Raw genomic sequence first — 24,880 nt, forward strand, 5'->3', positions numbered from 1 at the left:
TCTTATTCCTCCACCGTGATGTTTTTCACGATACCGAATTCCAGCACGTCGAAGCTGCGTTCGATGTCGAGATCCAACTGGTACTCTCCGGCTTTGATGGCTTCCAAAGTCGCCGTTATGGTCATCGGCTCGAAGATCTGCCCATATGTCCAAGCGCGCCGGCCCCAGAACTCGGTGTTTGAGCGCGGGTTGGGCGAAGCCTTTACGAGTTGAAACCCTTTCCAGAAGTTGAGCGCCGTCATGATCGAAAAGTCAGCAGCCTGATCGCCATTTGGCTCAACCAGTATTTCGATGTCGAAACGCTCGCCCAACTTGACCGTTTCCGGCAGGATCACACCTTCCGCTGTCACAACAACCGGTGCATTTTCTGGGATACCACCGCTTTCGGCTGCTTCGGCTGCGGCTTGCAGTTGTTCCAAATACACCCGACCTTCACGCGTCGCGTCGGTATCTGGAAATCCAGCCTCGAGAAGTGCGAAAACTTCCTCAAACTTTTCGCCATCCCCGGTTTCTTGCAACAGGGCGACATAGTTTCTGAGAATGTCAAACTTCATATCCTCGGGGATCGCACCAGATGTCACCTCTTCTAAAAGGGTCGCATAAGATGTTTCGGCCAATTCGAGGTCACCCCCACCGCGTGCAGAATTCGCAATACCAACACGCGACAAGAGCGCATATTCGCTGTCGGGAAACCGTTCGATCACTTCCTCATAGAGCGGGATCGCACGGTGATAGACGCGTGTCAGTTCCAGATTGTTGGCACGGGTATACGGCGCCTTTGCCAAGTCGATTTGAAACAGAGGTGAGACCGTCGCATAGAGTGTCCCGTTGAGGACCACGAGCAACGCCACCAGTGCAGCAAGGGGCTTAAGCCATGTGTTGAACCCACCCAATGCGGGGATAAAATCCCGCCATTTCAGGCTTGATGCCCCACGGTCGCTGATTGCTTGGAGCATCACGGCCAGAATGATGATCGCGCCTTTTGCCACTTGTTGCCAGGCGGGGCCAACACCAAGCAGGTTGAACAGGTTGGCAACGATCCCGATGATCAGCGCGCCAACAAAAGCACCCCAAACGGACCCGCTGCCACCGCGGATGGACGTACCTCCAATGACTACGGCTGCAATGGCGTCCAATTCCCAAAAGATACCTGCTTGTCCCGGCTCGCCGGATTCCATCCGGCTGGTCAAAACCAACCCGGAAAGCCCAGCAAGTAAGGCACAATACAGGTATGTCTTGAACTTCACGCGGCTGACATTGACCCCAGAAAGGCGTGCTGCCGTTTCATTTGCACCAATTGCGTAGACCTCGCGACCAAACACGCGCCATCGCATGATGTACCAAGTCAGGATCGTGACGGCCAAAAAGATGACAGACGGCACAGGGATGCCGAAGACAACACCGCGCGACAGGATCATGAAGACGTCAGGATAGTTAGCATAGATCGGCTGACCTCCAGTATAGACCAGGCCGGCCCCGCGCGCGACAGTCATCAAAACAAGTGTCGCCACAAAGGGCTGCAGCCCAACCCAGCTCACCAGCGCGCCGTTGGCGAATCCGACGGCCAAAGCAACAAGCAGCGGCACAAGGATAAACAAGATGAAAGGCGCATCTGCGACCCAGAAACTGGCCGCAACCGCACCGGTAAGCGCCACCACTGAACCCACCGACAAGTCGATGCCGCCGCCAATGATGACCACATTCATCCCGATCGCGATAATCCCGATCAGCGAGGCAGCCCGGATCACGTTCATGATGTTTTCAAGTGTCCAGAAGTGTTCAGACACAAGCCCGGCCGCCACCACCAAAGCGACGAGAATGACAAAGTTCCCTCGGGATACAAAGGTTTTGACAACGTCCATCATTGGGCTACTCCCGCTTCGGATTTGCCCATCGCGTTCAGCATGATCCGGTTGAGATCATAGTCCCCGCGTTCATAGGTGTTGGTGACATGGCCCAGATGCAGACACACGATGCGGTCGCAGACCCGGATCAGTTCTTCTATGACCGAAGATATGATGATCACGGAATTGCCTTGTGCCGTAAGATCCCAGATTAGATCGAAGATTGCCTCTTTCGCGCCGATGTCGATGCCGCGGGTCGGTTCGTCCAACAGATAAATGTCGGTTCCTGCACCCAGCAGTTTGGCCAAAACCACCTTTTGCTGATTGCCGCCACTTAGATTGCCTACGGGTTGTGAAAGGCTGGCATATTTGACGAACAGTTTCTCGCAAAGGTCCTTTGCGGTCGCGTTTTCCTTGCGCAGGTTCAAACCCAATGGTCCGACGTGATCCGAAAGAGACGGCAGCGTTGCGTTCTGTCCGATCGGCATAGACAGAACCAGCCCTTGTGTCTTGCGATCCTCCGGCGCCAGTCCAAGGCCATAATCAAGCGCTTTTCGCGGATTGGAGACGTAAGAGACAGTGCCGTTGATCTCAATTGTGCCGCTGTCCAGGTTGTCCGCACCAAAAATAGCACGCACCAGTTCGGTACGGCCGGCCCCCATAAGGCCGGCAATCCCAAGCACTTCGCCGCGATGCAATGTCAGATCAACCGAGTTGATATCCGGTGCACGGGTCAAGCCTCGCGCCTGCAGAACCACCTCGTCCATTTTAACCATGTCGCGGTGACTGTCGTCGTAGGTTTCGACCGCATGGCCCAACATCATCTCAACAAGCCCAGCCTCATTTATCTTGTCTATGTCCGACGCGCCGACGTAGTCACCGTCCCGCAACACAATGAGCCGGTCGCAGATTTCGAAAATCTCGTGAAGGTGGTGCGTGATCAGAATGACTGCGATACCTTCGGCCTTGAGCGACCGCACGAGGTCAAACAGGCTTGCGACTTCTTCTTTTGAAAGTGATGCCGTCGGCTCATCCATGATCAGCAGCCGAGACTTACGGCTCATGGATTTGGCAATCTCGATAAGTTGTTGTTCCGCAACGCTCAGGTCACCAGCCTTTGCATCCAGCGAAGCCGTCAAGCCAAGCCGTGTCAGAATCTCTCGGGCCTCGCTGCGCATTGCGGTCCAATCCAGAATGCCGCCTTTCTTCTTGAGGTGTCCGAGAAATACATTTTCGACGACGGACAGCTCCGGCACGATCATCAGCTCTTGATAGATCGTGCAGATACCGCGTTTCTGGGCGTCGAGTGGTCCATCGAATTGCACGGGTTTGCCATCGAGGCGCAACTCACCCTCGTTTGGCTCAATCGCCCCTGCCAGAATCTTCATTAACGTTGATTTGCCTGCGCCGTTTTCCCCAACGACTGCCACAACTTCTCCGGCGTCAATGCTAAAGTCCACATCCTTGAGTGCTTTCACCCCCGGATAAAACTTGCTGACGCTTCTTGCTTCCAGAAGCATAAATTGTTCACCCCAACCCTATAGCGCCTTTTTCGGAAAGCGCCTTTTGTTCTTCTTGGCTCAACCCCAGATCGGTTAAGATTTCGCTGGTTTGAGCCCCCAGTTTTTGCGGCGCCAAGGTCACCGGCGCGGTTTCTCCATCATAGCGCACGGGGTTGGCCACCAATGTGATCTCTTCACCGGTCCAAGCTTCGACCTTCATCAGGTCTCCGTTATGGAGTTGCTGAGGATCATCGGCGAGATCATCGTAGTCGTTCACCTGAGTGAACCAGATATCGCGTGCCTCGAAAATCTCGGCCCACTCCGCAAAGGTTTTTGCTTTGAGTTTACCAGCGAAGAATTTTGAGATTTCATCGCGCCGTGCATAGGCTTCGTTTTGCTCGGCTTTAAACTCACCTGTCGCCCCGATTGCTTCAAGCATGAGAGGTAAGTTGCCAAGGGACAGTCCGATATAGCGGTCCGCCGTCTCGTAGATTCCGTAGGGAGCCTCATGATACCAGCTGCCGACATGGCTGGGCTGCTGCGATCCTTCGGGTTTGTCCCCGTTGAAATAGCAAACCAGCGATTCAGCCTGAAGGTTGAGCGCGGCAGAGAACAGATTAACGTCCACTCGGCCACCTTCACCCGTACGAGCCTTTTTGACCAAAGCACCAAGGATGCCTGCGGCAAAGATCATCGCGCCGTGATGATCAATAGCAGAGGTACCCACAAGCCGCGGCACCTCACCTTCCTTGCCAGTGATCCAGGCTAACCCTGAAAGGGATTGCGCGATCATGTCCTGGCCGGGTCGGTTGACATAGGGACCATCGGGTCCAAACCCACTGGCGGAGGCGAAGATCACATTGGGATTCACTGCTTTTAGCGCATCATAGCCCAAACCAAGTTTGTCCATGACACCCGGACGGAAATTCTCGGCTACAACATCTGCACTTGCCGCAAGCTTCTTCGCGATCTCAAGCGCTTCGGGGTCTTTCAGATCAAGACACACGCTCTTCTTGTTTCGATTTGCAACCAGTTCGAGGGTTGTTTCACCGCCCGCTTTCTTGGCATCACTACCGCCCCAGTGTCGTTGAAATGCACCCTTGATTGGCTCAATCGCTATGACCTCGGCCCCCAAATCTGCGAGGAATTGGATGCCCAGAGGTCCCATGAGAAAGTGGTTGAAGCTGACAATTCGAATACCATCGAGCTGCATGATTTAGGTTCCTGTTTCTGTGCGCTGTTACTTATTGATCTTTGAAATCAGGTGCGCGTTTCTCGAAGAAGGCATCCAAACCCTCTTTTTGATCTTTCGTTGTGAAAGCCAATGCAATGTTGCGACGTTCCCGTTCCAGTCCCAAGGACAAAGGCAATTCATCTGCCGCCTTGACCGCATCTTTCGCCAAACCAAGGGCCATTCCAGAATGGCGCGCGATCAACTCAGCAATTTCTCGTGCCCGGCTTTCGCATTGATCATGTGTGACAACCTCGGACACCAAACCCAAGGAAAGAGCGGTATTTGCGTCCACAGCTTCCCCAGTTAGGATCATCTGCATGGCGGCATATTTACCCACAAGCCTGCGCAAACGCTGTGTCGCTCCGTCACCAGGAATATGCCCCAGTTTAATCTCGGGTTGTCCGATCGTCGCTTTCTCTGAAGCTACAACCACATCGCAGAGCATCGCCAACTCGTGACCTCCGCCCAGACACATACCGGTTACGGCTGCGACCATCGGAATTCGTGTCGTTTCCAGAACCGACCAATTTTCCATCCGTGACCGATTTTGGATCGCAACGATCCCGTCTGCCTGCATTTCCTTTATGTCTGCGCCGGCCGAGAAGAACTCTGGCCCGCCCGACAGGATAATGCAGCGAATATGACCGTTCGCTTCAGCCGCTCGGATCTCGTCTGCAAGCAGCTGCAGCATCTCGTTGTTTATGGCATTGCGCTTTGAGGGTCGGTTTAGCCGCAAGCTGACGATGTTGTCAGACAAAGCGGTTTTCACCACCGTTTTATCGACGGCGTCGGACATAGACTTCTTCCAGAGATTGGTGGGAAAGCAGGCCCCCACCATTTAGGAGGGGACCTGAATTTATACGCTCTTAGCGAACGTATTGGGAGTCAGGGTCGTAGAAGTCATCAACGTTTTCGGCAGTGATGACAGGTGTTTCCGTAATGATCCGTTTTGGGACGGACTCGCCTTTCAAGACCCGCACGGCCATGTCCAGACCGAGAGAACCACCAGTCGCATAGATTGCGGTAGCTTGCAGCCAGCCGTCTTTGATCGCTTCGAACGCCTCGCGCTGACCGTCAACGCCGACCAGGAAAACCTCGCCCGGTTGGTAACCCGCTTCTTTGAGCACGTTGATCGCACCCAGAATCATCGGGTCGTTGTGGGCGTAAATCACCTGGAATTCGCCCTTATACTTGGTCAGCCAGTCTTCCATGATTGGAATGGCCGGTGCCAGATCATAGTTGGCAGGCTGCGCATCAAGCCGCTCTGCGCCGCCTTCAATTTGAGCTGTGAAACCCTCATGGCGCTGAATCGTCGGGGTTGCGCCGGGAATGCCCTCCAGTTCCAGATATTTGAAGTTCGCTGGTGCGTTTGCTTTGGTGTACTTGCCCAGCTCATCGCCAATCTGGAGATTGTTGCCGCCGATGAAAACGTCGTAGTCCTCACCCACGATTTCCCGGTCGAGCACAACCAGCGGAATGCCAGCTTCCTTGATCGCCTCAACAGCGGGGACCAGAGCCTGTGCTTCACGCGGGCTCATCATGATAAGGTCAACGCCGCGCGAGATCAGGTCTTCAACATCGGCGATTTGTTTTTCGTTCGATCCACCCGCATCAGTGAAGATGAATTCCTTGATCTCAGGGTACTTCTTCGCCTGCGCCTCAGCGGACGTCACCATGTAAGCCCGCCAGGGGTGATCCATCGTGTCTTGGCTGAAGCCGATCGTCCAACCCTCTGCCGCGGCAGAGCCCGCAGCCAGACCGAGACCCAGCGCTGCGGTCGAAAAGAAAGACAGAAGTTTCCGTCTGTTAATCATGATTTCCTCCCTTAGGAATTTGATTTTGCGCCCTGTCAGCTCGCCTGCTTGTCCCGATTGACGCACGATGCTCCTCCCAAAGCAAACAAGCGATCACGAATCGACCTGACGCGATGACCCTACCAATTCGATTTCACCAGTCAACTAAATACTAAATTTTTTACTAAACAATATTGGATAAAGAATCCTTAAAATTTGGAAAATATCTCCAAGATTGTTGAGGTTTTCTGCGGATATTTCATAATTAAATTTCTTTTGTTTACTAAATTTCTTGCGCGCGGGATGAAGTGTTTCTATACATCTGGGAAACTCTTCACGATGGGAGGCGTGTTCGAGATGTATGACTACATAATTGTTGGTGCTGGATCAGCAGGCTGTGTCCTGGCGAACCGACTGTCTGCGGACCCCGACAACAAAGTGCTCGTCCTCGAGGCGGGAGGTCCGGATAAAGACCCGATGATCCACATGCCGGGCGGGTTTGCCATGTTGCAAAAGCCAAGCGTCAACTACTGCTACTCGACCGCTCCGCAGAAACACCTCAACAACCGAGAACTATGGTTCCCGCTCGGGAAGACCCTCGGGGGCTCCAGCTCAATTAACGGTATGATCTACATCCGGGGACAGAAAGAAGACTACGACAGTTGGGCCGAAGCTGGAAATGCAGGTTGGTCCTACGAAAACGTGCTGCCTTATTTCCGCCGCGCAGAGAATAACGATACAATAGCTGATGAATATCACGGAACAGACGGGCCGCTCCGGGTTTCCAATCAAAGATCTCCACACATCATCTGCAAAGACTATATTCGAGCGGCGCAGCAAGCGGGCCATAAGCTGAACCCGGACTTTAATGGGGATGATCAGCTTGGCACGGGTTTGTACCAGGTGACACAGCACGAAGGTCGTCGTGCGTCAGCCGCAGTTTGTTATCTGCATCCGGCAATGAAGCGGTCGAATCTGACGGTTATCACGCACGCTCAGAGCAAACGGATCATCGTGGAGAACCGCCGTGCTGTTGGCGTTGAGTACATCAAGGATGGCAAGGTCGAGACGGCTCGGTGTGATCGTGAGGTGCTTATCACATCGGGCACAATCAACACTGCAAAGCTACTCCTGTTGTCAGGCATCGGCCCGACCGACGAACTTAAGACCCACGGCATCGACATGCAGCATCACATGGATGGTGTAGGCAAGAACTATCAGGACCACCTGAATACTTACGTGGTTTGTGATCTGCAGAAACCGATTTCGTACGATGGGCAGCATAAATTCCCCCAAAATATCAAACATGGCATCCAATACGCGCTCTACAAAACCGGAGCGCCGACGTCTCCTGTGGCCGAGGGCGGCTGTTTTATCGACGTGCATGGCACAGGTCGTGCCGACCTTCAGACGCATATCCTCCCCGCGTATGTGGTCAACGGCGCAAGGACATTTGTCCCCGGCCACGGGTTGACGATCAATACGTGTCACATGCGGCCAACAAGTCGGGGCGAAGTTACCCTGCGTTCGGCGAACCCGGATGATATGCCTGTTATCGACCCCAATTACCATGACACCGAATTCGACCGCGACATGTCGGTGCAGGCTGTACGACATGTGCGCGAGATTCTGGCGCAACCGGCGATTGCTCAACATATCAAGCGCGAGCGCTATCCAAGCAAAGATGCGACAACGCCGGAACAAATACTGGAATACGCGCGCGAATTTGCGTCGGTAGATTATCACCCAGTTGGCACGTGCAAAATGGGCACAGACGACATGGCCGTGGTCGACCCAGAACTGAAGGTACATGGTCTTGAGGGCCTTCGCGTATGTGACAACTCAATCATGCCCTACCTCAACAGTGGAAATACCAACGCACCTGCGATTATGATCGGCGAGAAGGCGGCAGCCATGATTTTGGGCGAACCGCCCCTGCATCAAGAGGTTCCAAAAAGAACATTCTTCCCTGCCGCCGAACCAGCATAGTGGGGCGTCAGGATGGCGGGATCGAAAAAAGTAACACTCAGGGATGTCGCGGAAATGGCGGGGGTTTCACCCGCCACCGTATCCCTCGTCGTTCAGGGAAAGGGCAACCTGAAGGACGAAACCCGCCAAGCCGTCATCGAAACGATTGAGGCTTCAGGTTATGCTCGCAAAACCCCCGTCATAAGAAACTCCAAGGGCCGACAGTTCGCTCTGGTTGTCGATGATATCTCCAATCCTTACTTTCACGAGCTATACGAAGGTCTGGACCAGGTTCTTGTCGATGCAGGCGCATACACATCTATTCTGTCATCTCATGACTCTGTGGAGCGTCAAAGCAAACTCCTAAGCGATCTATGGAACTCTGATATCGCGGGCGTGGTACTTGTGCCTGCGACTGGCACCACTCATGTGGATCTTGCCGATTTTGAGAACCGCCGCCGCCCGCTTTTCATGGCAGTCCGCCGCATTGGAAAAACGCCTTTTGACTACGTGGGCGCCAACCCAATGGTGGGTATGCAACTTGCCACAGAGCATCTCGTCGCTCTCGGTCATGAGAAAATAGGCTTCATCGGGGGCTATCAAAAGAACTTTGCGTATTCTGAACGCTATGCTGGTTTTGCCTCTTCGTTGATGAGCCATGGGCTGGATCTTCAGCAAAACTACATTCGCAACGGGGGCTCGACGCGAGATTTCGGTCGCATTGCGGTTGAAGCGCTACTGGAAGGGGATGACACACCAACTGCTCTGATCGCCTATAACGACCTTGTCGCAATTGGCATGATGGACGCAATCAGTGCCGCGGGGCTCACGGTCGGAAAAGATCTGGCTGTTATCGGTTATGACGACATTCCCGAAGCAGCTTTACAGCCCGTGCCACTGACATCCGTCGCGACCCCAGCCGCGAAACTCGGCGAGATGGTGGGGCAAGCCCTGCAAAACTGGTCGCTTGATCGAAGCGATGGCAATCCCCTGGACATCACGTACCCGCCCAGGTTGGTCGTACGTGAAAGCTGCGGAACTGCACTATGACTGACCTGTTTAAGGGCAGCTGGCTCAATCCACCTGCCGATTGGGCGCTTGAAGACGGTACTTTGCGCGTCACGACCGGCGCAAAAACCGATTTTTGGCGGCACACGCATTACGGGTTTGTGCGTGACAGTGGGCATTTTTGGCAGCTTTCAGCACCCAGGTCTTTCACGGCCACACTGACCTTCGAAGGTGATTACGAAACGCTGTACGATCAAGCCGGTGTCATGCTGCGGGTGGATCATGAAAACTGGATCAAGTGCGGCATCGAGCACTCCGACGGCATGACCAATTTCTCGATAGTTGTAACACGCGGCAATTCCGACTGGTCCGTGGTAGGCCAGCCCTTGATATCGGGCCCGCAAACGGTTCGGCTTACGGTGGAAAACAACGCAGTTATTGCTCATTTTCTGACGCCGGACAGTACGTGGCAACTGATGCGAGTGGCCGATTTCCCAATGTCAGACAAAGCCATGATTGGCCCGATGGCCTGCTCACCGGAACGAGCTGGTTTCAAAGCTCGTTTCATCAACTTCTCACTCTCATCTCCAATCGAAAATCCGCTACACGGATAAACAAGAAAGACAGCAAAATGTCAGACACTGTGGCTCCTCACATCACTAAAGCGCTCGACCTGATCGCGAAGAAGACACTTGAAGACGAAACCACGATTGGTGCTGCGTTTCCCTATGTGACGCATCCCGACGGGTCATGGGACACAATGTCCGTGAGCATTTCTGCAGGATATACCGGAGAAAACTGGAGCCACGGCAACTGGTTCTGCGGGTTTTGGGTTGGCCTGCTGCTAACAAGTTACCTGCACACAGGCGATGACAAGTATCTCAAACTTGCTGCCGATCGCATGGTTTTGGTCGAAGAGCGCGCCAGCGATGGAAACACGCACGATATCGGCTTCATTTTCCTCAGCTCCGCCATGCCGTTTTACCGGATTACCGGTGATGAACGTCATCGTGCGACTGCATTGCGCGCGGCCGACAAGCTGAGATCGCGACTGGTCGTCACCGAACGCGGCTCTTACGTGTCATCCTGGGGTCCGATGACCGACCCTCGTGGTCGTGCTGCCTCAGCCATCGATACAATGGCGAATATTCCTTTGCTCTACTGGGCTGGCAAAGAGGCCGACGACGCAAGTTTCCGTCTTGCCGCGGAAGAACACGCCAAAATGACGATGCTGTCTTTCAACCGTGACGACAACACCCAGTTCCACGCCGTTGAATACGACACAACGACCGGCGAACGCCTCCGCGGCTATACGTTCCAAGGCGCCCATGATGACAGCTATTGGTCTCGCGGAACGGGTTGGGCTGTTATGGGGCTTGCAGTCACTGCTGCCAACTCTGGGAATGTTGACTACCTCAACCAGGCAATCGCGATTTCTGAAAAATGGTTCGAAGCCCTCGGAGACAAAGCCGTACCGCCCTACGACTATGACGCGACTGGTGCTGATGTGCCTGAAGATTCCGCCGCAAGTGCGATCATGGCTGCGGGTCTGCTGGACCTTGCCGATATGCACCCTGACGAAGGCGTTGCCGCTTATTGGCGTGGCAAGGCAGAATTCCTGATCAAGGGACTTTGTGAGGGTTATTTGGCGACGGAAGATGCTCATCGCGGCATTCTCAAGCATGGCTGCTATTCGGAGCCGCACAAGATCGGCCCAGACGCTGCAGTGATGTTTGGGGACTATTTCTTTGCTGAAGCCCTGAACCGGATCGCGTTCCCTGGCAAATTCATCGAGAAGTATGGGAAGTTGTCGTAGCGCTTGAACGGAGTATCAATTTGGTTGGCGCACTTTTGCTTGACCTCAGAAAATACTCGCATTGTCTGCAGCCTTAGGGCTAAAGAAAACTGAGATCATGCGCCCGCAGCGAAAGCCGGCAATGCGGGCTGCATACGCAGCATTCAGCCTTTATACGCAAGGTCAGCTCTGGGCCGGAAGGCATGTAGGCGAGAGGTCTAAAAGGGAGATGCGAGTCCCCGCTTATCCCTCGTGCGCCCGGCATAGAGCACTACCGGTGAATCCGTCATAGCAATACATCTCCGGATCCGCGCTTCTGAACCAGATCGAGAAAGCCGGTGACACTCAACAACCAGGGTTGCTGGTCCGCGTGATATGTCCCGTGCAACCCTTGCGGCAAAACAAGGCGCAGGTTCTGAGCCTGCATTTCTGTTGTCTGCGCGCGGGAAATCGCGGGCTCAAGTGTCAGCAGGTGTTTTTCAGAAATCCGTTTGGCTTCAGCCAGAACCTGGCGCCAACGGTCTTTGCAGGTTGTTTTCACACCGAGCATCGTGAGACCACTTTCCGGATAGCTGTTATTTGCGTACTCTTCCTCGCCCGGAAACAGGAAGTCAGCGGCATTGCGTTTTTCAGTCGTGGCTTCACGTTTGTAGCGCAGGCTATGGGCCTGAAGAATGGCTTCGGTATGATGGCCAAACGCATATCCGGCTCGTGACTTGCGGCGGTTCTGCACCCCTAGCGAGAACTTCAGAAAGCCCTCCACATCAGCACCGCTTTCATCGAAGAACCCTGTCTTTAACCGATCCGCGACGATCTCGCGTTCCATGAAACGGAACAGCGCTTCTTCATGCTCCATCCAGGCCAACAGGGCCTCGTCCGGAGATCCGACGGGATCAACACCGGACAGACTGTCACGCGCGAATTTCGAGAATTTCGCAGTCGACGGGAACGCCAGACCAAACTTGCGAACGAGCCGCTCGAAGGCAGGCGGTTCGACGTCCTCTTGCTCAATGCCCAACGCATCCAGAATGATCCGGGCGGCAAAATCAACGTCCCTGCCCCCTTCGTTGCCAATGTCCCGCTGGCTGAGCTCATAGTCTCCGGTGAGAGCCAGTCCAAACAGCCACAGGAGCTGTTGTTCAATTGAACTGCCAGCAGGGCAGAGAACGGCCAGTACGTGGCGCTGAGCGGTCATGCAGAGAAACAGAGTGTCTCCGGCAGACGCGCGATAGACAACCGGCTCCGAAGCCGCCGGATAGTACAGCCTGTACTCCGCTGTTCGGTGTGGTTGCCGCTTTCGGCTGTTGTACCAGGAGCCGGCCAGGTTCAGCCTGATGGGATCATCTCCACTGTCGTCGATCCAGATATAGGTGACCGGGATCTTTTCCCGGTCTTCCGGGGTCCCGACAAATGCCCGGAACACATCAACGCCCTGGAACTCATGGCCATGGGAGACTTTGGGATCAACTTCCGTGCCGCGCAGGACTTTTGCACCGGCACCAACAAAATACTTCGACAGAAAACCGTGCCCGGACAAATACTGCTCCCTGAATGGCTACCGGAGCCCCTCAATATCAAGCTCCGCGTCGCCACAGGACAACCATTGCGAGAGCGTGTCAATCACATCCGCAATGTTTAGCCTGCCTTTTCCTTTCAGGGCGCATTCCCACACGATTGCTACGCGCCAGTCCGCTGCCCGAAGGGCAGCAAAGTTCTTCTGATCCCGCTGCACATTCCCGCCGATCTTGCCCCTCCAGAACTCTTCGCGCGTTTTTGGCCATTTGAACAGCGGGCATTGATGACCATGCCAGAAACACCCGTTTACAAAGATCACGGCCTGATATTTTGGCAGCACCAGATCCGGCCACCCGGGCAGTTTGCGGTCGTGCAGGCGATAGCGGTATCCCCGGGCATGAAGCCCGCGCCGAATGATCAGTTCCGGTTTGGTATCCGCACCCCGGATTGCCGCCATGTTGCGGCTGCGGGTTTGCCGGTCGTGGACGTCAGCCAGCTTCGCGAACAGGTACCGTCCCCTGCCCTTCCAGGATTGCGCGGACATGCGGCTCCATAATCCGCGCCACCTCGGCAAATACCGGCACGGCCACCGAGTTCCCAAACTGCTTGTAGGCCTGTGTATCCGAGACCGGGATCCGGAAGTCCTCAGGATAGCCCATCAGGCGGGCGCACTCGCGCGGCGTCAACCTGCGGGGATTGTTCCCCTCGCCACGGCTCACCAAAATTTCGGATCCGTCCTTGTAGTATCTGGCGGACAGAGTTCTGGCGATGCTGTCGCCGTTTACAAGACCAAAGCCAAACCCGTTGCCCTTAGCTTTGTGTTTGGCAGCATAGTCCTGCAGGTATTTCCAGAGCTTGTCAGTCAGCGTGTATTTGTCACTGACGGTGGCATCATTGCCGAGCGTGAAATGCCCTTCAGGATTCTCCAGACCGTTCTCCGGATGCAGAATGTCCCGCATTCGACGCGCCCCGCGTGACGGCAGAGCAACATCATCAAAGCTGAACGATACCTCCTCGCGGAATCCTATAATAACGATCCGCTCCCGGTGCTGGGGCACAAAGTGGGCTGCATCAATCACCCGGGGGTCGGGCACAAAGTAGCCCAGCTCGTACCGGAGTTTCCTCATGATGACCTCAAAGGTCCGGCCCTTGTCGTGGCTGCGCAGGTTTTTCACGTTTTCCAGCATGAATGCCGCCGGACGGTGATGCTTCAGGATCCGCAGCACATCGAAAAACAGCGTGCCCTGAGTTTCATCGTCGAAGCCATGGGCGCGGCCCAGCGCGTTCTTTTTTGACACCCCTGCAATCGAAAATGGCTGACAGGGAAAGCCCGCAACCAGAACATCGTGTTCCGGGATTTCTTCGGCTCCGATTTTCGTGATGTCGCCCGCGATGGGGCGATTATCTGCGAAGTTTGCATCGTAGGTTTGCTGAGCGTATTTGTCCCATTCAGACGTAAACACGCAGCGCCCGCCCACGCTCTCCATCGCCTTTCGCAGGCCGCCGATACCGGCAAACAGGTCAATGAACGAAAAAGCCGTGCCGGACGTGTCTGGCTGGCGCGCCTCGGCCTCCATTCGCAGGAGGTTCATCACCCCCTCACGCGGGGTTTCCTCTCCGCGTTTCCAGCGGTAGATGTGACTTTCAGAATAACCCAGTATTTCCGCGGCCTCAGAAACCGAATGCCCGGTTTTCTGCAACAACAATTCAAATTCGGTCATTCTGCTCGCCCTCTGCTCCCGCGCTTCAGATACCCGCGGGGAATTTTTTTGTCACTATGGCGACCAGGGTCCCGCGAAGCAAGAACATTCTGGAAACATCGGGATGAATCTGAAGTTAACGCAGGTCGGGACCTGAGGCTCATCAGGATGCTCGCCGCGATTTTGCGGTACATCCGAAGGTAGTGCAGATATCGCTCGACTTCCATGGCCCGGCAAGCCGTACTGCAGTCATGGACGACGTAACCCGGGAACAGCTCAGTTTTGTTTTTGCCAGGCTGACCGGCAATCTGGAGGATGCGGCCTCGCTGGCCCTGAAGGGCCAGCACCCGCAGATAGGTGCGGAAGAGGCCGACGAGCTGATACGGTCCATTCAGACCTTGCTGAACCACGCTGACGCCCGCATACGGGCCATAGCGCGACTGGCTGGCCAGAATCGCTGATACCCGGTCGACACACCTGGGACTGTGTTCGATAGGGGCGACGGGTAAAACACAGCCGCCCCTGATCCGGGTCGTGTCTGGACGCTAAAACCAGTGGCATAACTTTTCAGCCAGCATCCGCAGATGCGCGCCTGGCGCCACTGACATCGACACCCATTTTTTCCAGCCTGGCGAGTATCTCTTCGCGGCGCTGTTTGTCCTGGTTTTCTCTGGCATCCATTTCCGGCTGAACCTCCAGCATAATGTTGATCGCTTTGATCAGGGACGGCACATGACCTTTGAGACCTTTTTTACAGAGCGCCAGGTAGGCAGCTTCATATCCGTCCAGCGACACAGTCCGGCCATCCGGTGTGCGGGCTGCAACAGGCTCCGACAGGATCGCTGCAGCGTCTTTCACCAGATCGGAACGGGTCTTCGGCCGACCTTTCGGATTGCCAGACTGTCCTTTTTTCCACTGACTGGATTTCGGGGGTTTGCCATAGCCGATATCGTAGGCGTCAGTCATTTCCACCTCCATCGTCGATGACATTGACACCCATCTTCCGTAGCGCATTCAGGATCCGCTGCTTTTTCTCCTTCGGATCAAACTCAGCAGCTTGGGCGGCACCAGCCTCTTCCAGGATACGCCGCTGCAGGTCCATGGCACGCCGATCACCGGACAGCGCCAGTTCCCTCAGTTTACGGATCAGGGCTTCGCTGATCGGCATCTGCTTTTCTGCTCCTTTAGGCCTGACTTTACGCTTCAGCACCTTTTGCGTCAGAGACAGAATATCATCCTGTTTATTGGGTCGGCCTTTTGGGTTTCCGGATTTCCCCTTTTTGAAGCGGCTGTGTTCAGGCGGGCGCATATAGCCCACCTGAGTTTTGGTCTGGTCACTCATTCTGCAGCCTCCATGGCAAGAGCCATTGCCTCTTCAGCGCGATGAGCGGCCGTCTCGGCAAATGTCTCACCGGTGGCTTCCAGAACGGCTTGCTGCCCTGTCTGCGCCATAAAGCGGCGGCAGATAACGTCGCAATAGATAGGGTCTAGTTCCACCAGGCGGGCTCTGCGGCCACAGCGCTCCGCAGCTATCAGGGTCGTGCCGGAGCCACCAAAGCCGTCCAGCACGATATCACCGCGTCGAGTGACATCTCTGATCGCATCCGCCACCAGCGCCACAGGCTTAACCGTCGGGTGCAGTTCCAGATCTTTCTGATTGCCACCAAAGCTGTTCACACCAGGATAGTCCCAGACATTCGTCCGGTATCTGCCTTTCTCACCAAGGCCGAAGGTGTTGAGATGTGGAGCGGTTCCGACTTTCCAGACGTAGATCAGCTCATGTCTCGACCGGTAAAACGTACCCATGCCGCCATTGGTCTTGGCCCAAACGATCAGATTTTTTAGCTCTGAATAGGTTTTGGAACCGGCTGACTGCAGCTCCGGCATGTGGCGCCAATCCATGCAGACAAAGTGAATAGCACCATCGACACTGACACCAGCCATAGCGCCGAGTGACGCTTCCAGGAAGGCTGTAAAGGCACTTGAATCCATCTCACCGGCTGCCATTGCAAACTCACGGTGTTTCACGGCACCGGAGCCGCAGACATGACCATCGATTTTGACATTGTAAGGCGGATCGGTAAACACAGCGCGCGCACGATCGTCGCCCATCAGGCTTGCATATGTCTCGGGATCACGTGCATCACAGCAGATCAGTCTGTGCGTGCCGAGAATCCAGACATCACCGGACTTCGTGATTGCCTGTTCTGCAGCGGGCTCCGGCACCTCATCGGCCGGGTCCGCTGTTTCTTCATCATCGTCATCCAGCAACAGATCCAGTTCGGCCGTTTCAAAGCCGGTGATTTCCAGATCGAAATCCAGCTCCAGCTCTTCCAGCGCCTGGAATTCGATTTTCAGGATGTCGCGATCCCAGCCGGCCAGTTCAGCCAGTCTGTTGTCAGCAATGACATAGGCACGACGTTCTGCGTCCGACAAATGCGCCAGTACAACTGTCGGCACCTCGGCAGTGCCAAGCCGTCTAGCTGCAGCGACACGACCATGGCCGGCAATGATGCCGCCTTTTTCGTCGATCAACACAGGATTGGTAAAGCCAAACTGTCGGATCGACGCTGCGATCTGATCAATTTGCTTGTCACTGTGCGTGCGGGCATTGCCGGCATAGGGGATCAGATCAACCGTTTTGCGATATACGATCTTCAGCCGGGTTCCCTCCGGCAGAGATTTAATGTCAGCCATTTCGGGGCCTTTCAAATGCGCGCAGCCGGCTCGCCCTGACAGAGATCAGATCCCCGTTCGGGGAACCGGTCTGCGCTGTTTCAGGAAGAGGCCGGATCAACAGATCCCTGCGAAGGGCCGGAAACTCCCGGCACAAGATCGGCAGGCCCCCCACCGATCACTTCGCTGTGCGCGTGAACAAGCTAATAAAGTATGCGCTTGTTCAGGTCAGGCTGTTTAGCGCAGCTTCGGATAGTACATGTTTCCACGCGCGTCACAGAAGCCACCATTGATCTTGAATTCGGTGTTCAGCTGCGTTTCTCTCAGGCCACGCACATCAAGATCCAGGATCTCCGGCGACCAGTTTCCGAGACGGGCAAAGCGGATCATGCCAATACTCAGCAGGCGCCTTTCCTGCTCGGTCATCCACTGAAGTGGAATAGTCGGAATCGTCGAATACCTGAGTCTTATTGCCGCCTTCACACGACCAGGTCCCCAGATAATGGAGTCCCGGCCATCTGTCACAACTGGCAGAGCAAAACCAAATTTACGGATCGTATCAGCGATCACCTTGATCTGCTCGCCGCTGTGAAGCGGCATGTATTCGCGACCATAATCCACAAGTTTCTTTGGAGAAACCTGCTCTGTTTTCCACCGGCTTGTCACCGGCATTTTCGGAACCTGCAGTTCCAGTTTTGAAGCATGCATCAGAGTACTCCTCACACACCATTTGCCTCCGGACCATCCGGCGGCTTCGAAATTTCATGCGGTGATAGTCACCGCTTAACTCCGTTGATGCGTAAGCAGCCTCATAGGCGCTTACGGAATTGCCGGGTCTGAGCCCGACATCCGGCAGGTTCAGCAAACCTGCCAGCTTCCGTTGATAGGCAAGATCACCCGGTGGATGCGTCTTGCTGAACACCAGAAAGGAAAGTTCGGCGGGAATTTCAAGAACTTTTTTTGGTAGAGATGCCAGAATTATAAATGGCTTATACAAAAATGACATTCAGGCCGGTTTCGCCGTGATTTCGCACCGGGCAAACGGTTCACTCGGGGCCCTACCGCGGCCTCTCAACCCTGACGTGATTCGGCTTCGGCTCAGTCCAGTAGCTCGCCGCAGGGTACGCCCAGCGCAACAGCTATCTTGTCCACCACTTCTATCGTGGGATTTCTGGCCCCGCGTTCGAGATCACTGATGTAGGTTCTGTGGATGCCGGACTGATGCGCGAGCTCTTCCTGCGACCAGTGTTTCGACCGGCGCAGACGCCGCATGTTTCCACTGAGACGGTCACGAACATCCATGACCCCCAAAGGCACGGGATGTCGCCGATCCGTCTACAGACGATCAGTGACATTTTATGTTGACTTCCACCCTTCAGAAAGCATTTGTCGATGTCACTGATCGACGACAAAGGAATTGATATGCTGAATTCAGAAACAGCGGTTGGCGAGCTTGGGGTGACAATTGAAGACCAGGCAAATCTGGTCGCGAACTATATCATTGAAACCGGTCTGAAGCCGCTGCCCCTGCCCGCGGAGTTCTTCTACGCCTCCCTGCCGCTTTGTATAATCGATGCGGTGTTTTCTATTGGCGTCACATACACCTCCACCGCAAACACGGTGGCCGGGTTTTGCGAGCGCCAGGGCTGGACGAAGTCGCTGGCGCCGGATGCGCCTCGCTCAACCGGCGAGCACACCATCAGTGAGTTTCTGGCGCTGTTTGATGGCCTGACGCCGGAACAGATGGCTGATGACCTCTTCAGCAACCGGCAGCGCACATCGACTCGCTCTGGCATTCTAAAAGCAGTAGCAGTGCGTCAATTTGCTGAAGTGTTGAAAGAAAACGGGATCGAAGATTTTGGGGACATGACCGAAACCCGGCTGACTTTGGTCGAAAAGCAGGTCCGCGACATTCCGGGTCAGGGAAGCGGGATTTCATTTGACTACTTTCGGATGCTTGCAGGTGACGACAACCTGATCAAACCGGACCGGATGGTTCAGCGCTACATCGCTAATGCGACGAACATGAAACCTGAACGCGTCACGCCGGAGTTCGCTAGATCGCTGCTGCAAAACGTGATCTCAGTGCTGGCTATACGAGGATGCGACTGGTCGCCACGACAGTTGGATTATGCAGTCTGGACTAGGGAAAGAACTCGCTGACACGACTGAACCTAGTCTTCAGTTTACGACCCCCAAAAATCCGAACCTAAATGGCGCCTACAATCAATGTCTTCGGCGGCCTCAGGTCAGCCGATCACAAAATACGACACCGACCACATAGGGCAGCAACGCGCAGACAGCGAGTATAGCAGTTCTCAAGGCCGCTTCCTGAAAGCGGACCTTCACGCCTTGAAAAACTTCGGACAGAAGAGCCCATTGCTGCCGTTGCTCCAATTTCACGAGTTTGCAAACAAGGCATGATCGTCCGGCCCAAGCCCGCGTTATCTCAAGACTTCACTGCCGGATAGACAGGTATTAAAACTTCCATGAGAACCCGAATATTGTGCGTTGCTATTCGAAATCGACTTTTACGCCCCCCAAGCGAAAGATTTCTTTTGCGTAGAGGTAGTGCGTCTTCCATTTTTTATCCCGCTCGGTGTCGCCTCCGAGGTTTGGCACCACTAGGCGGGTTATACCTGCTGCGACGATTGCTCGGGCGCAGTCCGCACATGGAAACAGTGAAGCATACATTGTTGTGCCATCTAACGTTACGCCCTTCGCAAGCGCCGAGTTAATGGCGTTCCGCTCCGCGTGTTCCAGCACGAAGTACTTCCAATCTGGATCGCCCTCGATAGCCTGTAAGCTATCGGCCGGTGACAGCCCTAAGGACTTGGGGGGCGCGTTTGCACCTTCTGACAATATCTGCCCATCAGCATCGATGATGACCGCACCGACTTGACGGTGGGGGTCGTGGCTGAACTCGTGGAGTTCGTTGCACCGTCGTAAAAAGTCTTTGTCAAATTTCATCAGTTCCATGGCATATCGTTCCAGGTATTGAAGCCGAAGTCACTTTTAGAGGACCAAATGACACTACTTGCGGGAAAAGAACTAGATAATAAGAAGTTCTTTCGAGAGGGTAACCCCAAAAAGCGCGCATCCAGCTTCGACCTCACGGTTGGCAGCATTTTCAACGATGAGGGCCAAGAGATCGTTGGCCCATACAACCTGCAACCCAATGAGATGGTTCAGGTGACTTCGGCTGAGGTCTTTAGCCTTCCCGCTGACATTACCGCGCACGTATCCTACAAAACCAGCATGACGCACAAGGGTATTTGGGCGTTGACCGTCGGTGTCGTGGACCCGGGGTGGGATTGCCCTGTCTCCACTACCCTCTTCAACTTCAGCAAGGTTCCCTTTGCAATCAGTAAGGGCGATGTATTTTTGCGGGTTTCACTCTTCAAGCATTCGCCAGTGTCGGAGCTCCAACAAGGGCCCACCGTTGAAAACTATGAAAACGAAGTTCGCAAGACCGCTATGACGACCTTTGGGCGTCAGTTCTTGAATGCCGATAAGGTGGCTGACAAGGCAGGAGAAGTTGCGATGGAAAAGATGCGCAATTCGGCGCTCACTTGGGTGGGCCTGGCTGCGCTTATGTTTGCGCTTCTGCAACTTGCTGTATCTTGGGTCTTGCCCGCTGTCTTCGACAGTAGACAAACGACCTCGCAGTTGAGGGAAGAAATAGTTGAGCTAATAGCGCAGGTAGCGTCCCTCGCACACAAGGTTCAAAACACTGAGGCTGCTTCGTTGGAAGGTGAAATTGCTCCCTTAGATAACATAACTGATCCCAACGATGCCAAGTCTGAGCCCACCAAGTGAAAAGACGACGTCCACCGATGCAGGCTCACGTTGGATCATAAATTCCACAGCAGTCTGTAGCTTTCATCAGTAGACTGAAAACATGCCAATTTGAGTGGTCCAAATAGAAAGCCAGTGCGTGATTGGTCTTTGGTACATCAGCTCGGCGATCTCAGGCGCTGCTGAGCAGCAGCCCACTGCACGTGGGGTGGATTGGTGTTGTAAACTTCACATTTGCAGCAGGCTTTTTGTATGCAGCAAACGATGGCTCTGTGACCGACTTTACAAACTTTGATCAGCACAGAACGTCTGCTTTCTCCCAAAAGTGGTGGCCGTGGAATGACCGCTTCTGGCTGGCTATCTGCCGAATGCTACCTCAGATTTCTGGGCACACATCAGCGGCCAATACATCGCGAGCGACCAGCGAACCGGAGGAAATCTAGGCTGTAACTTCACGATTTAACATAACGGCCCTTATCCAGCCAAAATGCAGCGCGTTGGTGGGTTGACTATCCAACGCGCTGCAAATTTGTGAGCAAACTCACAGTATCAGCCGGGTGTACAATACCGGAATAGTGGGCTCCGCACGGGGTCGCCGCCATCCCCACCTCCGCACTCGATCCGCCCCACCGTGCGGCGTCTCCTGCGGTCCCCGCGCTTCATTGGGTCCGGGTCCCCGGTCGTGATCCGGCCCTAATTGACCAAAACCACTCAGATCAGGAAGTCAGGGCCTCCGTCTCCGTTATCTTTTCAAACTCAGGCAGAAACTCGGCGTGGTGCATTTCAATGTATCGCGTAATCCGAGCATTGCTGACGAGTTTCGAAACGTATCCGCGTGCCAGAACCAGATCGAGATGATCGGATCCGTAGGTATCTTCAACCAATCGCAGCTCACGTTCCAGATTGGCAGACTCGCGCTCCATCAACTCCAACTGCTGGCGTGAAACACCTTTCGCAGCCTTGGGTTTATCGGGATTAACCAACTGACTTTCAGGTGTTGCTGCCAACAGCGAACGTGCGTAGTTCACCGTGTATTTGTTCATTGTCACCATCAATTCCGCAGCCTCGATTTGACGCAGCGGCTTCATCTTTCTGAGAATTCGAAAGCTCGTCAGTGTAACCTGTTTGTCCTTCAGCAATTCGGCCGCCTCCGGACAAATCCCGTCCAGCAGGCGCCTCTTTTCCTGAAGTGTTTTAACGTTGATATTGAGAGCGCGCGCCAGTCGCCCTTCCGGAACGCCTCGCTTAAGAGCCATCAGGATCATTTTGTGTTCCTGGATCGTAGCGAGCCGGCTGATGCGTTTGTTGTAGGTGAAGGCTTCATCGTCAGTGGAGATCTGACAAAGCACGTCTTTCGCACCGCGATCCAGCAGAATCGCATGCCGGAGATGCCCATCAAGCAAAATGTAGTTTTCAGGGTCGGATTTGTCAGGCGCGATGACCAAAGGCTCGACAAGACCAATTTCCCTGATTGATGCAGCAACCTGAGCGTACTTAACCGTCTCCTTTGTACCTTTCTGAACGGCGTAGAGCGGGCAGATACGATCCAGCGCGATCCGAACCAGCTCCTTTTCGAACGCCAGTTCGATGGGTTTTTCCAGCTTATCGCGCATCATTGTATCTCTCCCGTCCTTGAAGAAAGCCTGTCCGTTAGCTTTTTGGGAAGTGTCGCAAGACTCTCCGCCCGCAACAGCGTCACGAAATTCTCGTCGTTCAGCAAAGTCCGAAGAGCTTCTGTGATGAACATCAGTTCATTGCGGGTTGCCGTCGCTTTACGAAGCAAAACCTGCTTTTTTTCAACGTCATTCTGGTATGTGCGCAGCAGGCTTTCGACGGACAATGATCGCCTTTGCCGTTTATCTGTACCAATCTGCCCTTTGCCATGTTTTTGGCGAGCTTCTACCAAACGTTTTGCGGCAAGGAGTTTACCACCGCGCAACAGATTGTTTTCGTAAGCCTGACGCAGAATGACCTGAATATTGCTGTCCTCCGCATCCGCAATATCGACGGCAACACTCACAGGAATTTTGCCACTTTCTACTGCTCTGAGCAGCCGGTGTTCCCCCCTTTCCAGCAACCGGAGAACACCCCGCACATATTTCATTGAAAGATAAGTTTTTTTCGCGATCTCCGCGTCTGAATATCCTCTGTTTTTCAGGCCTTTGATATCACGGAGTAGATCCAGGGCCTTATGATGGCGTCGCGCCAGATTCTCAACAAGACTCATAACAAGGCAATCTTCGTTGCTTGCAGTGATCACAATTGCAGGGATTTCGTCCTGGCCCAGTTCCTTAAAAGCCTCGAGCCGACCCTGACCACATACAAGATCATAGCGAAGTCCATCCTCGCCATCTCTTTTTGCAACCGTGATTGGCCGCTTCAGCCCCAGCTCTGCGATACTGTCGACCATAGCTTCAAAGGCCCTTCGGTTGCGAATGCGGGGATTAACGACTGAAATCAGATCAATGGGGATCAATTCCGCGATCTGAGAAGCACGGTAAGTCATCAAGCGGCCTCCGGAATTGGGACCTGAACCGCCATTTCAGACAACGGAGTGAATGTGTCGAAACGGTAGGCGTCAAGTGACAGGCCGTTGTTTTCAGCAAGCCGAAGGCGTGGCAATGTAATGTCGATACCCGGGAGCAGGTAATAGTCGAGTGGTTTCCTGTTGGGCCGATCCATCCGGACGGCAACAGTGATGTCGGGTTTCAGACTCGTGTCAAAACGGATGTTCCAGCGGAGAGACCCGGCGTTGGTTTCGTGACATCGCACAACGACGAGCGACGCAGTGAACTCGTTGTTAATTGTCAGAAGATCCGTAACGGGATCCCGTTCCACATTTCCGCCAACCTCGCCAATTCCTGCGATCGTATGTGCAACGATGTCAGGATGAATGTCCCGCAAGCGTCTGTTGATTTCGACATATCTGTAATCGCGATCAGGCTGAAAGCCGACAAGCTGATAAGCCCGAAGCAGGCTGCCAAAACGCGTACGGTATGAGCCGCTTGAAGGAAGCGTGTCTGCTTCATCGATGATCAGGCCTGACAGATATCCCTGAGCCTGAAGAATATCGCGCAAGCCTTCCAGCATTTCATCGTCAGTCAGTCTGGCTGATCTCGCTACGACGATTGCTCCTGCTGCAGCAAAAAGTTCTGGATCGACAATCGCCTCGAACGCACCCTCTGCCCTGACCCAGATATCTGGATCGTTTTGAACGCGATGTTTCTTCAGCTTGAAAGAACTTCGGTTCCAGACGTTGTTTCCGATGTATTTCTCGTTGATCAAAATCTGATGCACGGTACCGCGGGTCCAGGCGCGCTCCAGGTCGGTCAGAATTCCACGGGAATTCAGGCTTTCTGCAATGTCCGCTTCCGATTTCCCATCGTCGACAAATGATCGGAATATCTCCTGGACAATGGCAACCTCCTCCGCGGGGCCCGGAACCAGAGTGACCCTGTCCGTCTGAATACTCTTGTGCTGTCCCTGTTTGAGAATGCCTTTCGGTTCGCCATGTTCGTCAATCAGCATACGCCTCAGACCGAAACCGGGTGGCCCGCCCTGCCGATACCCTCTTTCAATCAGGCGACACTGTCCGGTGAATACTTTTTGAGAAAGCTCCCGGCTATACTCGCCGGCCATGGCGCGCTTAACGCCTTTGACAATTGTCGAGACCGGGCTGCCGTCGTTTTCGAATTGTTCAGCGCAATACACGACGGAAATACCGGCGCGTTTGCAGATGTACTCGTAGTAGGCGCTTTCATCAGCATCCTGAAACCGACCCCAGCGACTGATGTCGTAGACGAGAACTGTTTCGAAATCGGCACGCCCGGACTGTATATCGTCGATGAGCTGTTTCAGCCCGTCGCGCCCCTGGATTCGCAGGCCACTCTTACCTTCATCCGAGTATGTTCGAACGATATCAATACCTCGTTGTCGGGCATACTGAGCAATGGCATCGGATTGGTTCTCAGTCGAATAGCGCTGGTGTTCCGTCGACATGCGCACGTATTGCGCCCCGCGGATAGCGCGCCGCGTTTCAGGAGCGTC

Annotated in this window: 24 protein-coding genes and 1 pseudogene; 7 read left to right on the forward strand and 18 right to left on the reverse strand. The window is 54.4% G+C overall.

Annotation, left to right across the window (positions count from 1 at the left end):
- Positions 1-2: 2 nt before the first annotated feature.
- The 6 genes and pseudogenes from ACRZ94_RS05205 to ACRZ94_RS05230 all read right to left on the reverse strand — a co-directional run bounded on the left by ACRZ94_RS05205 (position 3) and on the right by ACRZ94_RS05230 (position 6,460).
- Positions 3-1,865 (reverse strand): ABC transporter permease subunit, encoded by a 1,863-nt coding sequence (locus ACRZ94_RS05205; protein ID WP_480796827.1) that lies wholly within the window; start codon positions 1,863-1,865, stop codon positions 3-5.
- Positions 1,862-2,881: a sugar ABC transporter ATP-binding protein gene (locus ACRZ94_RS05210; RefSeq protein WP_480796922.1), complete on the reverse strand. Its 1,020-nt coding sequence runs from the start codon at positions 2,879-2,881 to the stop codon at positions 1,862-1,864. Before ACRZ94_RS05210 ends, ACRZ94_RS05205 begins: the two co-directional genes overlap by 4 nt.
- A pseudogene (locus ACRZ94_RS05215) lies at positions 2,876-3,307 on the reverse strand (ATP-binding cassette domain-containing protein); the annotation flags it as partial. The pseudogene ACRZ94_RS05215 and the gene ACRZ94_RS05210, both read right to left, overlap by 6 nt.
- Positions 3,308-3,371: 64 nt before the next feature.
- Entirely contained in the window at positions 3,372-4,559 is a 1,188-nt protein-coding gene (locus ACRZ94_RS05220; RefSeq protein ID WP_480796828.1) for a CaiB/BaiF CoA transferase family protein, read from the reverse strand.
- Positions 4,560-4,590: 31 nt separating this feature from the next.
- Positions 4,591-5,376 carry an enoyl-CoA hydratase-related protein gene (locus ACRZ94_RS05225; RefSeq protein WP_480649997.1) on the reverse strand — a complete coding sequence of 262 codons (786 nt, stop codon included), beginning with the start codon at positions 5,374-5,376 and terminating at the stop codon, positions 4,591-4,593.
- Between the two features lie 70 nt (positions 5,377-5,446).
- Positions 5,447-6,460 carry a substrate-binding domain-containing protein gene (locus tag ACRZ94_RS05230; protein WP_480649996.1) on the reverse strand — a complete coding sequence of 338 codons (1,014 nt, stop codon included), beginning with the start codon at positions 6,458-6,460 and terminating at the stop codon, positions 5,447-5,449.
- 129 nt (positions 6,461-6,589) lie between these two features.
- Here ACRZ94_RS05230 and ACRZ94_RS05235 point away from each other — a divergent pair, with 129 nt between their 5' ends.
- The 4 genes from ACRZ94_RS05235 to ACRZ94_RS05250 are packed head-to-tail and all read left to right on the forward strand — an operon-like array spanning position 6,590 to position 11,165.
- The gene (locus tag ACRZ94_RS05235; protein WP_480649995.1) at positions 6,590-8,362 is read left to right on the forward strand and encodes a GMC family oxidoreductase; all 1,773 of its coding nucleotides are present in this window, start codon (positions 6,590-6,592) and stop codon (positions 8,360-8,362) included.
- 12 nt (positions 8,363-8,374) lie between these two features.
- Positions 8,375-9,391 carry a LacI family DNA-binding transcriptional regulator gene (locus ACRZ94_RS05240; RefSeq protein ID WP_480649994.1) on the forward strand — a complete coding sequence of 339 codons (1,017 nt, stop codon included), beginning with the start codon at positions 8,375-8,377 and terminating at the stop codon, positions 9,389-9,391.
- A complete protein-coding gene (locus ACRZ94_RS05245; RefSeq protein ID WP_480649993.1) occupies positions 9,388-9,963 on the forward strand; it encodes a DUF1349 domain-containing protein in 576 nt (191 codons plus the stop codon). The genes ACRZ94_RS05240 and ACRZ94_RS05245 overlap by 4 nt, the downstream gene beginning before the upstream one ends.
- Before the next feature lie 17 nt (positions 9,964-9,980).
- The gene (locus tag ACRZ94_RS05250; RefSeq protein ID WP_480649992.1) at positions 9,981-11,165 is read left to right on the forward strand and encodes a glycoside hydrolase family 88 protein; all 1,185 of its coding nucleotides are present in this window, start codon (positions 9,981-9,983) and stop codon (positions 11,163-11,165) included.
- A 265-nt stretch (positions 11,166-11,430) separates the two neighbouring features.
- Here the strand turns inward: ACRZ94_RS05250 and ACRZ94_RS05255 are convergent, their stop codons facing one another.
- From ACRZ94_RS05255 to dcm, 3 genes are read right to left on the reverse strand one after another with little or no spacing between them, the layout of a single operon-like run.
- Positions 11,431-12,681, reverse strand: a complete 1,251-nt coding sequence (locus ACRZ94_RS05255) for a type II restriction endonuclease (RefSeq protein WP_480649991.1) — start codon at positions 12,679-12,681, stop codon at positions 11,431-11,433.
- Positions 12,682-12,699: 18 nt separating this feature from the next.
- Positions 12,700-13,203, reverse strand: a complete 504-nt coding sequence (locus tag ACRZ94_RS05260; RefSeq protein WP_480796829.1) for a very short patch repair endonuclease — start codon at positions 13,201-13,203, stop codon at positions 12,700-12,702.
- The gene (gene dcm / locus ACRZ94_RS05265) at positions 13,148-14,380 is read right to left on the reverse strand and encodes a DNA (cytosine-5-)-methyltransferase (RefSeq protein WP_480649989.1); all 1,233 of its coding nucleotides are present in this window, start codon (positions 14,378-14,380) and stop codon (positions 13,148-13,150) included. The genes ACRZ94_RS05260 and dcm overlap by 56 nt, the downstream gene beginning before the upstream one ends.
- Positions 14,381-14,610: 230 nt before the next feature.
- Here dcm and ACRZ94_RS05270 point away from each other — a divergent pair, with 230 nt between their 5' ends.
- Positions 14,611-14,820 (forward strand): hypothetical protein, encoded by a 210-nt coding sequence (locus ACRZ94_RS05270; RefSeq protein WP_480649988.1) that lies wholly within the window; start codon positions 14,611-14,613, stop codon positions 14,818-14,820.
- A 106-nt stretch (positions 14,821-14,926) separates the two neighbouring features.
- Here ACRZ94_RS05270 and ACRZ94_RS05275 read toward each other — a convergent pair whose 3' ends face one another.
- From ACRZ94_RS05275 to ACRZ94_RS05295, 5 genes are all read right to left on the reverse strand, one after another.
- Positions 14,927-15,325: a DUF5681 domain-containing protein gene (locus tag ACRZ94_RS05275; RefSeq protein WP_480649987.1), complete on the reverse strand. Its 399-nt coding sequence runs from the start codon at positions 15,323-15,325 to the stop codon at positions 14,927-14,929.
- The gene (locus tag ACRZ94_RS05280; protein ID WP_480796830.1) at positions 15,318-15,701 is read right to left on the reverse strand and encodes a DUF5681 domain-containing protein; all 384 of its coding nucleotides are present in this window, start codon (positions 15,699-15,701) and stop codon (positions 15,318-15,320) included. The genes ACRZ94_RS05275 and ACRZ94_RS05280 overlap by 8 nt, the downstream gene beginning before the upstream one ends.
- Positions 15,698-17,056, reverse strand: a complete 1,359-nt coding sequence (locus ACRZ94_RS05285; protein WP_480649985.1) for a site-specific DNA-methyltransferase — start codon at positions 17,054-17,056, stop codon at positions 15,698-15,700. The genes ACRZ94_RS05280 and ACRZ94_RS05285 overlap by 4 nt, the downstream gene beginning before the upstream one ends.
- Positions 17,057-17,272: 216 nt before the next feature.
- Complete coding sequence (locus tag ACRZ94_RS05290) at positions 17,273-17,743, reverse strand: ParB N-terminal domain-containing protein (RefSeq protein WP_170623029.1); 471 nt, start codon at positions 17,741-17,743, stop codon at positions 17,273-17,275.
- 390 nt (positions 17,744-18,133) lie between these two features.
- Complete coding sequence (locus ACRZ94_RS05295) at positions 18,134-18,337, reverse strand: helix-turn-helix domain-containing protein (RefSeq protein ID WP_480649983.1); 204 nt, start codon at positions 18,335-18,337, stop codon at positions 18,134-18,136.
- Positions 18,338-18,427: 90 nt separating this feature from the next.
- Here ACRZ94_RS05295 and ACRZ94_RS05300 point away from each other — a divergent pair, with 90 nt between their 5' ends.
- Positions 18,428-19,198 (forward strand): hypothetical protein, encoded by a 771-nt coding sequence (locus tag ACRZ94_RS05300; protein WP_480796831.1) that lies wholly within the window; start codon positions 18,428-18,430, stop codon positions 19,196-19,198.
- A gap of 351 nt (positions 19,199-19,549) precedes the next feature.
- On the opposite strand, the gene ACRZ94_RS05305 is transcribed toward ACRZ94_RS05300, so the two are convergent.
- On the reverse strand, positions 19,550-20,014 hold the full coding sequence (locus tag ACRZ94_RS05305) for a deoxycytidylate deaminase (RefSeq protein ID WP_480649981.1): 465 nt from the start codon (positions 20,012-20,014) through the stop codon (positions 19,550-19,552).
- A gap of 48 nt (positions 20,015-20,062) precedes the next feature.
- Here ACRZ94_RS05305 and ACRZ94_RS05310 point away from each other — a divergent pair, with 48 nt between their 5' ends.
- On the forward strand, positions 20,063-20,854 hold the full coding sequence (locus tag ACRZ94_RS05310) for a dCTP deaminase domain-containing protein (RefSeq protein WP_480649980.1): 792 nt from the start codon (positions 20,063-20,065) through the stop codon (positions 20,852-20,854).
- A gap of 695 nt (positions 20,855-21,549) precedes the next feature.
- On the opposite strand, the gene ACRZ94_RS05315 is transcribed toward ACRZ94_RS05310, so the two are convergent.
- From ACRZ94_RS05315 to ACRZ94_RS05325, 3 genes are read right to left on the reverse strand one after another with little or no spacing between them, the layout of a single operon-like run.
- Positions 21,550-22,449: a plasmid partitioning protein RepB C-terminal domain-containing protein gene (locus tag ACRZ94_RS05315; protein ID WP_480649979.1), complete on the reverse strand. Its 900-nt coding sequence runs from the start codon at positions 22,447-22,449 to the stop codon at positions 21,550-21,552.
- A complete protein-coding gene (locus ACRZ94_RS05320) occupies positions 22,446-23,339 on the reverse strand; it encodes a plasmid partitioning protein RepB C-terminal domain-containing protein (protein ID WP_480649978.1) in 894 nt (297 codons plus the stop codon). The genes ACRZ94_RS05315 and ACRZ94_RS05320 overlap by 4 nt, the downstream gene beginning before the upstream one ends.
- Complete coding sequence (locus ACRZ94_RS05325) at positions 23,339-24,832, reverse strand: recombinase family protein (protein WP_480796923.1); 1,494 nt, start codon at positions 24,830-24,832, stop codon at positions 23,339-23,341. The genes ACRZ94_RS05320 and ACRZ94_RS05325 overlap by 1 nt, the downstream gene beginning before the upstream one ends.
- Positions 24,833-24,880 lie beyond the last annotated feature (48 nt).

Source organism: Ruegeria sp. CH10 (assembly GCF_056537125.1).